At 62.9% G+C, this 12,589-nt stretch carries 12 protein-coding genes; 3 read left to right on the forward strand and 9 right to left on the reverse strand.

What is annotated here, in order from left to right; genetic code table 11:
• Positions 1-35: 35 nt before the first annotated feature.
• Positions 36-524, forward strand: a complete 489-nt coding sequence (locus KI243_RS30055; protein WP_212810217.1) for an ecotin family protein — start codon at positions 36-38, stop codon at positions 522-524.
• Positions 525-623: 99 nt separating this feature from the next.
• On the opposite strand, the gene fdhA is transcribed toward KI243_RS30055, so the two are convergent.
• The 7 genes from fdhA to glyA form a co-directional block, all read right to left on the reverse strand.
• The gene (fdhA, locus tag KI243_RS30060; protein WP_017128768.1) at positions 624-1,823 is read right to left on the reverse strand and encodes a formaldehyde dehydrogenase, glutathione-independent; all 1,200 of its coding nucleotides are present in this window, start codon (positions 1,821-1,823) and stop codon (positions 624-626) included.
• A 211-nt stretch (positions 1,824-2,034) separates the two neighbouring features.
• Positions 2,035-2,892: a formyltetrahydrofolate deformylase gene (purU, locus tag KI243_RS30065; RefSeq protein WP_017128769.1), complete on the reverse strand. Its 858-nt coding sequence runs from the start codon at positions 2,890-2,892 to the stop codon at positions 2,035-2,037.
• A gap of 284 nt (positions 2,893-3,176) precedes the next feature.
• Positions 3,177-3,809, reverse strand: coding sequence for a sarcosine oxidase subunit gamma family protein (soxG, locus tag KI243_RS30070; RefSeq protein ID WP_212810218.1), 633 nt, complete (start codon positions 3,807-3,809; stop codon positions 3,177-3,179).
• 131 nt (positions 3,810-3,940) lie between these two features.
• A complete protein-coding gene (locus KI243_RS30075; RefSeq protein ID WP_212810219.1) occupies positions 3,941-6,958 on the reverse strand; it encodes a sarcosine oxidase subunit alpha in 3,018 nt (1,005 codons plus the stop codon).
• Entirely contained in the window at positions 6,955-7,284 is a 330-nt protein-coding gene (locus KI243_RS30080) for a sarcosine oxidase subunit delta (RefSeq protein WP_017128772.1), read from the reverse strand. The genes KI243_RS30075 and KI243_RS30080 overlap by 4 nt, the downstream gene beginning before the upstream one ends.
• 14 nt (positions 7,285-7,298) lie before the next feature.
• Positions 7,299-8,549 carry a sarcosine oxidase subunit beta gene (locus KI243_RS30085; protein WP_212810220.1) on the reverse strand — a complete coding sequence of 417 codons (1,251 nt, stop codon included), beginning with the start codon at positions 8,547-8,549 and terminating at the stop codon, positions 7,299-7,301.
• A 23-nt stretch (positions 8,550-8,572) separates the two neighbouring features.
• Positions 8,573-9,826, reverse strand: coding sequence for a serine hydroxymethyltransferase (glyA, locus tag KI243_RS30090; protein WP_017128774.1), 1,254 nt, complete (start codon positions 9,824-9,826; stop codon positions 8,573-8,575).
• 411 nt (positions 9,827-10,237) lie between these two features.
• On the opposite strand from glyA, the gene KI243_RS30095 reads away from it, so the two are divergent.
• Both KI243_RS30095 and KI243_RS30100 read left to right on the forward strand, forming a co-directional pair.
• Entirely contained in the window at positions 10,238-11,284 is a 1,047-nt protein-coding gene (locus KI243_RS30095) for a low specificity L-threonine aldolase (protein ID WP_017128775.1), read from the forward strand.
• A gap of 174 nt (positions 11,285-11,458) precedes the next feature.
• Positions 11,459-11,665, forward strand: a complete 207-nt coding sequence (locus KI243_RS30100; RefSeq protein ID WP_017128776.1) for a hypothetical protein — start codon at positions 11,459-11,461, stop codon at positions 11,663-11,665.
• 132 nt (positions 11,666-11,797) lie between these two features.
• On the opposite strand, the gene KI243_RS30105 is transcribed toward KI243_RS30100, so the two are convergent.
• Positions 11,798-12,100 (reverse strand): cell division protein ZapA, encoded by a 303-nt coding sequence (locus KI243_RS30105; RefSeq protein ID WP_017128777.1) that lies wholly within the window; start codon positions 12,098-12,100, stop codon positions 11,798-11,800.
• Positions 12,097-12,327, reverse strand: coding sequence for a hypothetical protein (locus KI243_RS30110; RefSeq protein ID WP_017128778.1), 231 nt, complete (start codon positions 12,325-12,327; stop codon positions 12,097-12,099). The genes KI243_RS30105 and KI243_RS30110 overlap by 4 nt, the downstream gene beginning before the upstream one ends.
• Positions 12,328-12,589: the final 262 nt, after the last annotated feature.

The raw sequence follows: 12,589 nt of genomic DNA on the forward strand, positions 1-12,589 counted from the left end.
ACAACATCACTCAATCAATACCCAGAGGCTTGCATATGGATATGTTAACAAGCGCAATCATCGAGGCCGGCATCGACACCTTGTCTGCCCTCACGGACGTCGACCCCACTGCCTGCATAGAGCACCAGCCCCTCGAAAACGGCTTCAGGAAATTTGTCTTCTTCCTGAAGAAACGCCCGGACGAAGACGACCTGGAAGTCAGGATCAACGCCCGGATCAGCCTGTTTCACGATTGCAACCAGCGCTCGATCGAAAAGACCGACCTTGAGAAAACCGCGGCCGGTTACTACCGGATCGACCAACCCGTGTACACAAAAACAAGGATGGGTTGCAAGCTGCGAACCTATACCGAGACCGATACCCTGTACGGTGACGGCTATACCCTGCCCTATGACAGCAGCACCCCCATCGTCATCCATGCCTTCGCCGGTTTCGACCCGAGGGAGGACGTGTATGTCGGGGACGACGTCATCCACAAGTCCATGCAACCGCGCGAATTGCACGTATCGGCTGCACGCTCGTGAACATGTGAACACGCCGCCGGCCACCGGAACCCGGATAACGACCGCGGCATAAAAAAGGGCGACCGAAGTCGCCCTTTTTTCCGTCTTGCCCTTTGCTACTTACGCCGCACTGAACAGCTTGTGCGGGTCGATCACGAATTTCTTCGGCACGCCGGCATCGAACTCGCCATAACCCTTCGGTGCGTCATCCAGGCTGATGACCTGCACACCGACGATTTCGGCGATATTGATCCGATCCCACATGATCGCCTGCATCAGCTGGCGGTTGTACTTCATCACCGGGGTCTGGCCGGTGTGGAAGCTGTGGGACTTGGCCCAGCCGAGGCCGAAGCGGATGCTCAGGCTGCCGATTTTCGCGGCGGCGTCCACGGCACCCGGGTCTTCGGTCACGTACAGGCCCGGAATACCGATCTTGCCCGCCACGCGGACCACTCCCATCAGCGAGTTGAGCACGGTGGCCGGAGCCTCATGCTTGACGCCTTCATGACCGTGACCACGGGCTTCGAAGCCCACGGCATCGACGGCGCAGTCCACTTCCGGCTCGCCCAGCAACGCAGCGATCTGTTCGTGCAGCGGGGTGTCCTTGGACAGGTCGGCGATTTCGAAACCCTGAGCCTTGGCGTGAGCCAGGCGGATCGGGTTGACGTCACCGACGATCACCACGGCGGCACCCAGCAGGCGCGCCGAGGCGGCGGCGGCCAGGCCGACCGGACCGGCACCGGCGATGTACACGCTGCTACCCGGACCGACACCGGCGGTCACAGCACCGTGATAGCCGGTCGGCAGGATGTCGGAGAGGCAGGTCAGGTCGCGGATCTTCTCCATGGCCTTGTCGCGATCCGGCAGTTTCAGCAGGTTGAAGTCGGCGTACGGCACCAGCACGTACTCGGCCTGGCCACCGGTCCAGTCGCCCATGTCGACGTAGCCGTAGGCACCGCCGGCGCGGGCCGGGTTGACGGTCAGGCAGACGCCGGTGTGCTGTTCCTTGCAGGAGCGACAGCGTCCGCAGGCAACGTTGAACGGTACCGACACCAGGTCGCCGAGCTTCAGGTTCTCGACGTCGCTGCCCTTCTCGACCACTTCACCGGTGATCTCGTGACCCAGGACCAGACCGACCTGGGCGGTAGTGCGACCACGGACCATGTGCTGGTCGGAGCCGCAGATATTGGTGGAAACAACGCGCAGGATGACACCGTGCTCGATCTTCTTGCCGCGCGGGTCCTGCATTTTCGGATAGTCGATTTTCTGTACTTCGACCTTGCCATTGCCGAGATACACCACACCACGATTGCCAGACATGCTTTCACCTCGCTGTTGTTTTTATGTAGCGGCGCGCCGCCAGAGGGGCCGCGCGTTGATTGCTCGGGTTGTTGCCTGTGGTTGTTGCGTTGTTCCTGCCGGCCTCATCGCTGGCAAGCCAGCTCCTACAAGGGTATTGCGTCGCAGCAGGCACCGCGCCCACTGTGGGAGCCGGCTTGCCGGCGATGAGGCCGGCACGGGCAGCCAAAAATCAGAGGACCACCGTCCTGTTGGCGTTCAGGAAGACCCGCCGTTCAATGTGATAACCCACCGCCCGGGCCAGCGTCAGCCCTTCGATGTCCCGGCCCTTGGCGATCAGGTCCTCGGGATAATGGCTGTGATCCACCACTTCCACGCCCTGGGCGATGATCGGGCCTTCGTCCAGGTCGTTGTTGATGTAGTGCGCCGTGGCACCCACCAGTTTCACCCCCTTGTTGTAGGCCTGGTGATACGGCTTGGCGCCCTTGAAGCCGGGCAGCAACGAGTGGTGGATATTGATGGCCTTGCCGTCGAGCTTGCGACACAGCTCCGGCGACAACACCTGCATGTAGCGGGCGAGGATCACCAGTTCGGCGCCGGATTCCTCGATCACCTGCCAGACCTGGCGTTCCTGGCCCGGCTTGTCGTTGGGATCGAGGGGGAAATGGTAGTACGGAATCTGGTGCCAGTCGGCCAGGGGCTTGAGGTCCGGATGGTTGGACACAACCGCGGCGACGTCCATGGACAATTGACCGATGCGCTGACGGTAGAGCAGGTCGTTGAGGCAGTGATCGGCCTTGGAGACCATGATCACCACTTTCGGCCGGTAGTTCGGCGCGGTCAGTTCGAACACCATGCCGAAGGACTCGCCGCGCTCGGCCAGGCCGGCGCGGAAGGCCAGTTCGTCGAAACCCTCGGGCTGGCGGAACTCCACGCGAATGAAGAACCGACCGGAGAGACGGTCATCGAACGAGTGGTGTTCGGTGACATAGCAGCCCTGCTCGAACAGATAGCGGGTCACCGCATCCACCGTGCCGAGCACGCTGGGGCAATCGGCGGTCAAAATCCATGTATCGGGTGCGCGGCTCATTGCTTGACTCCTGTTCGTGAATAACAGAGCGATGCAAAACCTGTGGCGAGGAGCCCTGGTCCTGATCGTTCCCACGCTCTGCGTGGGAACGCCGCCATGGACGCTCCGCGTCCGCTCCTGGGACGCAGAGCGTCCCGGGATGCATGCCCACGCAGAGCGTGGGAACGATCAATCCTTACCCTTGTGTACTGTGGGAGCCGGGCTCGCCCGCGAAGCTTTCAGCGATCTCGCCAGCCCCTTCGCGGCGATTCGACAAGCCCGGCGCCTACAGTTTTGTTCAGATCTCAGGCCTGGACGCTGAGACCGTACTCGGCCGCCGCATCCTGCAACCACAACCACCAGTAATCCGAGAAGCTGCGGCGAATCACCAGCTCCCAGGTGTTTTCGGCGGTGTGGCGGATCATCAGTTGCGACTTGGCGAACACCGTGCCGACCGCCTTGCCCACCGGGAAGTTGTTCGGGTGCACGTCGTAGCTGGTGGACTTCATCAATACCTGGCGCACGTTCGGGCCGCTCAGCTCCAGCAGTTGCTGGCCGCCGCTGACATTGACGATGGCCACATGCAGATCGCCCAGGGCTTCGCGCAGCGCCTTCTCGGCGGCGAACTCTTCGCCGCTCGGGACGATCAGCAGCCACTCGTCGGGGCCGAGCCACTGCAGGCTGGTCTCGCCCTTGGCAACCACGGTCAGGGCCACGGGCAGCTCCAGGCCCAGGGCCTTGTGCACGCCGGCGGCGAACGCCGGGTCATGGCCGTCGCCACGAATGGTCAGGTGACCGAGCAGTTTCTTTTCCCGCACGGTCACGCCGGCGTTCTTGCGGCCCTTGCCCACCAGGCTGGCGAGGTCGGCATGGTGCAACGACGACTCGGCCTTGGCCCCGGAAGTCGGGCGTTGTTGGTAAACGTTGGCTGTGGTCATAAAACACCTTTAACTCAGGTTGATCGTTCCCACGCTCTGCGTGGGAATGCCGCCATGGACGCTCTGCGTCCGCTCTTGGGACGCAGAGCGTCCCGGGATGCATTCCCACGCCAGGCGTGGGAACGATCGACTTAAATGTTCTGGCGATCGCCCTTCGGATCGAAGAACACCGAAGAAACGATTTCCGCCTCGATCACGCTGCCGTCGGCCAGCGGTGCGAACACCCGCTCGCCGATGCGCTTGAGACCACCCTTGACCACGCCCATGGCAAACGAATAGCCGAGGGAGTTGTGGGCATAGCTGGAGGTCACGTGACCGACCATCTTCATCGGGATCGCCTGCTTGGTGTCGAACACCAGCTGCGCACCTTCCGGCAGCCACTTGGTCGGATCGATCGGCTTGAGCCCGACCAGTTGCTTGCGCTCCTCGCGCACGCAGTCCTCGCGATTCATCCCACGCCAGCCGATCCAGGAGAACGGTTTGGTGCGACCGACACACCAGCCCATGTTCAGGTCGTCGGGGGTCATCGAGCCGTCAGTGTCCTGGCCGACGATGATGAAGCCCTTCTCGGCCCGCAGCACGTGCATGGTCTCAGTGCCGTACGGGGTCAGGTTGTACTGCTTGCCCGCCTCGGCGATCTTTTCCAGGACGCCCATGGCGTAGTCGGCCTGGATGTTGACCTCGTAGGACAGCTCGCCGGTAAAGGAAATCCGGAACACCCGCGCCGGCACGCCACCGACCAGGCCTTCTTTCCAGGTCATGAACGGGAACGCGTCCTTGTCCAGGTCGATGTCGGTGACTTCGCTGAGCAGCTTGCGGCTGTTCGGGCCGGACAGGGTCAGGGTCGCCCAGTGGTCGGTCACGGAAGTGAAGTACACCTTCATGTCCGGCCATTCGGTCTGGTGGTACAGCTCCAGCCATTGCAGGACGCGCGCGGCACCGCCGGTGGTGGTGGTCATCAGGAAATGGTTGTCGGCCAGACAGGCGGTGACGCCGTCGTCGAAGACCATGCCGTCTTCCTTGCACATCAGGCCATAGCGGGCCTTGCCCACATCGAGCTTGGTCCAGGCGTTGGTGTACACGCGGTTGAGGAACTCGCGGGCATCCGGGCCCTGGATATCGATCTTGCCCAGGGTCGAGGCGTCGAGCAGGCCGACGCTGTCGCGCACGGCCTTGCACTCGCGCTTGACCGCGGCATGCAGGTCCTCGCCGTTGCGCGGGAAGTACCACGGCCGTTTCCACTGGCCGACGTCCTCGAACTCGGCGCCCTGTTTCACGTGCCAGGCCTGCAAGGCGGTGTAGCGCACCGGCTCGAAGATATGCCCGCAGTGACGACCGGCGACCGCGCCGAAAGTGACCGGCGTGTAGTTCGGACGGAACATGGTGGTGCCCATCTGCGGGATGGTCACGTTCAGCGAACGGGCGGCAATGGCCAGGCCGTTGACGTTGCCCAGCTTGCCCTGGTCGGTACCGAAGCCCAGCGCGGTGTAGCGCTTGACGTGCTCGACCGATTCGAAGCCTTCGCGGGTCGCCAGTTCGATGGCGGCAGCGGTGACGTCGTTCTGCAGGTCGACGAATTGCTTCGGCGCCCGTGCGGTGGCTTTTTCATGGGGCACCTGGAACAGGGCCAGGGTCGGCTCTTCCAGACGCGCCAGGGCCTTGGGCAGGACACCTTCGACCGCCTTGAAACCGGCCTCGCTGGCCGCGCGCACGCCGCCCTCGAAACCGTCGGCCAGGGCATCGGCAAGGCCGTAGACGCCGTTGATGCCACCCACGCAGACGCGTTTCTGCGGGGCTTCGCCAGGGACGAAACCGAGGATGTCTTCACGCCAGATCGGCTTGCCGCCCAGGTGCGAGGCCAGGTGGACCACCGGGCTGTAGCCGCCGGAGCTGGCCACCAGGTCGCAGTCCAGCCATTCGCCGGGACTGGTGACTTTATGGGCCTTGACGTCGATGGCGGCGATGCGCGCACCGGTCACGTGCTTGCTGCCACGGGCCTCGATCACGGCACTGCCGGTGAGAATGCGGATGCCCTTGGCCCGCGCTTCTTCCACCAGCTCGCCGCGAGGATTGCTGCGGGCGTCGGCGATGGCGACCACTTGCAGGCTGGCATCGAGCCAGTCCAGGGCCACGCGGTAGGCGTGGTCGTTGTTGGTCGACAGCACCAGTTTCTTGCCCGGGGCCACGCCGTAACGGCGCACGTAGGTCGAAACGGCACCGGCGAGCATGTTGCCCGGCACGTCGTTGTTGCCATAGACCAGCGGACGCTCATGGGTGCCGGTGGCGAGGACCACGCGCTTGGCACGCACGCGGTGAATACGCTGGCGAACCTGGCCGATCGGCGCGCGGTCTCCGAGGTGATCGGTGAGACGCTCGTGGATGGTCAGGAAGTTGTGGTCGTGGTAGCCGTTGACGGTGGCCCGAGCCAGCAGCAAGACATCCGGCAGGGCCTTCAATTCGGCGATCACGCTGGCGACCCACTCGGCCGCCGGCTTGCCATCGAGGCTTTCGCGGGAATCGAGCAGGCTGCCGCCGAACTCTTCCTGTTCATCGGCGAGGATCACCCGCGCACCGCTGCGGGCAGCGGCAAGGGCGGCGGCCAGACCGGCAGGACCGGCGCCGACGATCAGCACGTCGCAGTGCTGGTTCATGTAGTCGTAGGTATCCGGATCGTTCTCGGTCGGCGAGCGACCCAGGCCCGCGGCCTTGCGGATGTACTTCTCGTAGGTCATCCAGAACGACTGTGGATACATGAAGGTCTTGTAGTAGAAGCCCGGCGGCATCAGCTTGCCGCCGACCTTGCCGAGAATCCCCATCATGTCGTTGTTGACGCTCGGCCAGCCGTTGGTGCTGGTGGCGACCAGGCCCTGATACAGCGCTTGCTGGGTAGCCCGCACGTTGGGGATCTGGGTGGCCTCGGTGGCGCCGATCTGCAGCACCGCGTTCGGCTCTTCGGCACCGGCGGCGAAAATGCCCCGTGGCCGCGAATACTTGAAGCTGCGCCCGACGATATCCACGCCGTTGGCCAGCAGCGCGGCGGCCAGGGTGTCACCTTCGAAGCCCTTGTAGGTCTCGCCGTTGAAGGTGAAGCTCAAGACTTTGTTGCGGTCGATGCGACCACCGTTGGACAGGCGATTGACCTGGCTCATACCTTTTCTCCCACAGCCGCGCCGGGCACTTTCGAACTGTCTGCTTTGGCGGTGAATTGCGGTTTCTCGCCGATCTTGTAGGTTTCCAGGATTTCGTAGGTCACGGTGTCACGGGTCACGTTGAAATACTGGCGGCAGCCGGCGACGTGGTCCCAGAGCTCGTGGTGCAGCCCGCGCGGGTTGTCGCGGAAGAACATGTAGTCGCCCCACTGCTCGTCGGTGCAGGTGTTCGGGTCCAGGGGACGCGGGATATGCGCCTGGCCGGAAGCGTGGAATTCCTCTTCGGAGCGCAGTTCGCCGCAATGAGGACAGAAGATATGCAACATAGGGATTTCTCCTGTTAGTGGGCGACCGCTGCAGCGCCGTGTTCGTCGATCAACGCACCGTTGTGGAAACGGTCGATGGAGAAAGGTGCGGCCAACGGGTGCATTTCACCCTTGGCCAGGCTCGCGGCAAACACGTTGCCCGAGCCCGGGGTGGCCTTGAAGCCGCCGGTGCCCCAACCGCAGTTGAAGAACATGTTCGGTACCGGCGTCTTGGAAATGATCGGGCAGGCGTCCGGCGTGGTGTCGACGATGCCGCCCCACTGACGGTTCATGCGCACGCGGGACAGCACCGGGAACATCTCGACGATGGCCTGGATGGTGTGCTCGATCACCGGGTACGAACCGCGCTGGCCGTAGCCGTTGTAGCCGTCGATACCGGCACCGATCACCAGGTCGCCCTTGTCGGACTGGCTGATGTAGCCGTGCACGGCGTTGGACATGATCACGCTGTCGATGATCGGCTTGATCGGCTCGGACACCAGGGCCTGCAACGGGTGCGATTCGACCGGCAGGCGGAAGCCCGCCAGCCGGGCCATATGTCCGGAGTTACCGGCGGTGACCACACCGACGCGCTTGGCGCCGATAAAGCCCTTGTTGGTTTCCACACCGATGCACACGCCGTTTTCCTTGCGGAAACCGATCACTTCGGTCTGCTGGATCAGGTCCACGCCCAGGGCGTCGGCCGCACGGGCGAAGCCCCAGGCCACGGCATCGTGACGGGCCACGCCGCCGCGACGCTGGACGGTGGCGCCCATCACCGGGTAGCGGGTGTTCTTCGAGCAGTCCAGGTACGGAATCTCGTCCGCCACCTGTTTGGCGTTGAGCAGTTCGCCGTCGACGCCATTGAGGCGGTTGGCGCTGACCCGACGCTCGGAATCACGGATGTCCTGCAAGGTGTGGCAGAGGTTGTAGACGCCACGCTGGGAGAACATCACGTTGTAGTTGAGGTCCTGGGACAGGCCTTCCCACAGTTTCATCGCGTGTTCGTACAGGTGCGCCGACTCGTCCCACAGGTAGTTGGAACGCACGATGGTGGTGTTGCGGGCGATGTTGCCGCCGCCCAGCCAGCCCTTCTCGACCACGGCGACGTTGGTGATGCCGTGCTCCTTGGCCAGGTAGTAGGCGGTCGCCAGGCCATGCCCGCCACCGCCAACGATGACCACGTCATAGACCTTTTTCGGGGTCGGCGTGCGCCACATTTTCTGCCAGTTTTCGTGATGGCTGAGAGAGTGCTTGAAGAGGCCGAAGCCCGAATAGCGTTGCATAGTCATTTACTCCAAAACCGCTCTCAGCGATAAACCGGGAAGTCCGCGCACAGGGCTGTCACATGCTTGGCGACGTTGGCCTCGACATCGGCATCGCCGAGGTTGTCGAGGATGTCGCAGATCCAGCCGGCCAGTTCCACGCACTGGGTCACCTTGAAACCGCGGGTGGTGACGGCCGGGGTGCCGATACGCAGGCCGGACGTGACGAACGGCGACTGCGGGTCGTTCGGCACCGCGTTCTTGTTCACGGTGATGTGGGCACGGCCGAGGGCGGCATCGGCCTCCTTGCCGGTCAGGCCCTGGCGAATCAGGCTGACCAGGAACAGGTGGTTGTCGGTGCCGCCGGACACTACATCGTAGCCGCGTTTGATAAACACGCCCGCCATCGCCTGGGCATTGTCGATCACTTGCTGCTGATAGGCCTTGAAGCCCGGCTCCAACGCTTCCTTGAAGCTCACGGCCTTGGCGGCGATCACGTGCATCAGCGGGCCGCCCTGGGCACCGGGGAACACCGCGGCGTTGAGTTTCTTCTCGATCTCTTCGTTGGCCTTGGCCAGGATCAGGCCGCCACGGGGACCGCGCAGGGTCTTGTGGGTGGTGGTGGTGACCACGTCGGCGTAGGGCAGCGGGTTGGGATACAGGCCGGCGGCGACCAGGCCGGCGACGTGGGCCATGTCGACGAACAGCAGCGCACCGACTTTATCGGCGATCTGGCGGAAGCGAGGGAAATCGAGGGTTTTCGAGTAGGCCGAGAAACCGGCGACGATCATCTTCGGTTTGTGCTCGACGGCCAGGCGCTCGACCTCATCGTAGTCGATCAGGCCGGTATTGGTGTCGATCCCGTATTGAACGGCGTTGTACAGCTTGCCCGAGGACGACACCTTGGCGCCGTGGGTCAGGTGCCCGCCGTGGGCCAGGCTCATGCCCAGGATGGTGTCGCCGGCCTGCAACAGGGCCAGGTACACGGCGCTGTTGGCCGAGGAACCGGAGTGCGGCTGGACGTTGACGTAGTCGGCACCGAACAGCTGCTTGGCGCGTTCGATGGCCAGGGCCTCGACCTTGTCCACGTGCTCGCAGCCACCGTAGTAGCGCTTGCCCGGATAACCTTCGGCGTACTTGTTGGTCAGGCCGCTGCCCTGGGCCTGCATGACCCGCTTGCTGGTGTAGTTCTCCGACGCGATCAGCTCGATGTGATCTTCCTGACGCTGCTCCTCGGCATTCATGGCCGCCATCAGTGCATCGTCATAACCCTGGATCTGGTCTTGCTTGCTGAACATCGCGTCTCTCCCAGCGGCGGTGGTACGCCATTCGTCTCGGTGAGGCCTTTGCCGTGCGGCAGTGCCCTTTGGACGTGATGGTATGACCGGCGCAGACAGGTCAAATGCCTACGCACGCCTTGCAAAGGTGCGTTTACGACATGGCTTGGCGCGCCGGGATAATCTATGCCCGAACGACCTGGCACGACGCGGTTTCGACAACACAGCAATCCCCTGTAGGAGCCGGCTTGCTGGCGATAGCGGCCAATCGGACGATGCAAGGCTCACTGACCCCATCGCCAGCAAGCCGGCTCCTACAAGGACAACGCCAACCTTCCGGCAATAGGAGGGTTTTCCTACGGAAACTGTGCCTGTGCGACACCGCCAATTCTGGTTACAGTGCGCACCATAAACGATCACAAGGACCGGGCCATGACCGACAAGAGCCAACAATTCGCCAGTGACAACTATTCCGGTATCTGCCCCGAAGCCTGGGCCGCCATGGAACAGGCCAACCACGGCCACCAGCGCGCCTACGGCGACGACGAGTGGACCCAACGCGCCGCCGATGGCTTCCGCAAACTCTTCGAAACCGACAGCGAAGTGTTCTTCGCCTTCAACGGCACCGCGGCCAACTCCCTGGCCCTGTCCTCCTTGTGCCAGAGCTACCACAGCGTGATCTGCTCGGAGACCGCCCACGTCGAGACCGACGAATGCGGCGCGCCGGAGTTCTTCTCCAACGGCTCCAAATTGCTGACCGCCCGCACCGAAAACGGCAAGCTGACCCCGGACTCGATCCGCGAAATCGCCCTCAAGCGCCAGGACATCCACTACCCCAAGCCACGGGTCGTGACCCTGACCCAGGCCACGGAAGTCGGCAGCGTCTACACCCCGGATGAAATCCGCGCCATCAGCGCCACCTGCAAGGAACTGGGCCTGAACCTGCACATGGACGGCGCGCGCTTCTCCAACGCCTGCGCCTTCCTCGGCTGCTCGCCGGCCGACCTGACCTGGAAGGCCGGGGTCGACGTGCTGTGCTTCGGCGGGACGAAAAACGGCATGGCGGTGGGCGAAGCGATCCTGTTCTTCAACCACGACCTGGCGGTGGACTTCGACTACCGCTGCAAGCAGGCCGGGCAACTGGCCTCGAAAATGCGCTTTCTCTCCGCGCCCTGGGTCGGCCTGCTGGAAAACGACGCCTGGCTCAAGCACGCCCGGCACGCCAACCACTGCGCGCAGTTGCTCAGCAGCCTGGTCAGGGATATTCCCGGCGTGGAACTGATGTTCCCGGTGGAAGCCAACGGTGTGTTCCTGCAACTGTCGGAACCGGCCATTGCCGCGCTGACCGCACGGGGCTGGCGCTTCTACACCTTCATCGGCAAGGGCGGTGCGCGCTTCATGTGCTCGTGGGACACCGAAGAGGCGCGGGTGCGGGAGCTGGCGGCGGATATCCGCGCGGTCATGACCGGCGCCCTGTAGGAGCCGGCTGTTTCAGGCGGCTACCGCCGGTCGCGACTGTCATTTCTGACAGTATTGAGCGCCCTCCCGAGCGTGGGAAAATGCGGTCAGCCTGAAAAGGAGTGTGTGCAGTCTTTCAGGATATGGGCACGTCATTCAAGAAATGACCGCCGCCATACCTATGGAGAGATCGACATGACAAAGCAAACCGAATACGTTCTCAAAGCAGACGGCAAGGCCAAAACCTACCCCGTGATCACCTTCGAAGAACTGTTGAAGCTGGCCCATATCGGCGAGCGCATCGAGAACAACGCCGGAACCAAGCTGGTCGTCAAGAGCAAGACCTACAGGCTAACGGAGAACGGCTTTTACGAAATCAGTCTCACGGTTAACGAGGAATAATCCTGCGCTGCCTGAACCACGCCGTTCAGGCAGGCGTCGACTTGCCAACGATAGCGTCCGAGCCCAAGGGCCTTATCGTCGACAAGCCGACGCCGACCAGGGTTCGATCCATCCCGCGACCGGGATATCACCTCAGTTCTGCCCGATCGTCTTGGAAATCACTTCGACCGTGGCGCTGACTTGCTCTTGATAACGGTCGAGTTCCTCGCGGTGCTGGCGTTGCGCCTCGATCTGCCGGGAACACAGGTTCAGGGCGGCCAGGACCAGCAACTGCTCGCCGATCAGCGTGGGAAACTTCTTCTTGGTATCGACCAGGGCCGTCTTGAGCATCAGGGTTGCGTCCTGCAACGTCTGCTCCTGGCCGGCAGGTGCCTTGATCGAATATTCCTCACCGAGGATCGAGATGACGGTCACCCCGTCGGTGCTGGTTCTCATGCGCCGACAGGACCTGCGCTGACGCGCTCCACCAGCGCCTGGATACGGGCGGCGGTGGCGCCGTGCTTTTCTTCCTGTTCCATCAGGCTCAGTTGCAGGCTTTCGTTTTCATCCCGGGCCTGGGCCAGTTCGCTGCTCAGCGCCGTGTTGGCAGCCAACAGCTCCTGCTTCTGCTGAACCAGCTCGCTGACCAGTTGTTCCAGTTGATTGAGGGAAGTCTCCAACATTTTCTTGATCTCTCGGGCAGTTTCAAAGGGCGCGTACGATAAAGAAAAGCCCCTGGGTTTGCCAGGGGAAAACGCTCTCAAAGCCTTGATTTTCCTGGCGGGATGCTTTTCTTCGCCCCCTAGGGACTGCGATTGGCGGAACATGTTCCCGGTCCCCTGTCGGAAAGCCGTCCCTGCGACAAAAACGCGCAGGGGGCTTTAGACTTTAGTCGTATGACCGATAGGTCAGACAGACCTCGTCTCCAAAGCCGCACGGAACGCG

Origin of the sequence: Pseudomonas sp. Ost2, assembly GCF_018326065.1 — a bacterium.
In the GTDB taxonomy this organism is placed as follows: domain Bacteria; phylum Pseudomonadota; class Gammaproteobacteria; order Pseudomonadales; family Pseudomonadaceae; genus Aquipseudomonas; species Aquipseudomonas gingeri.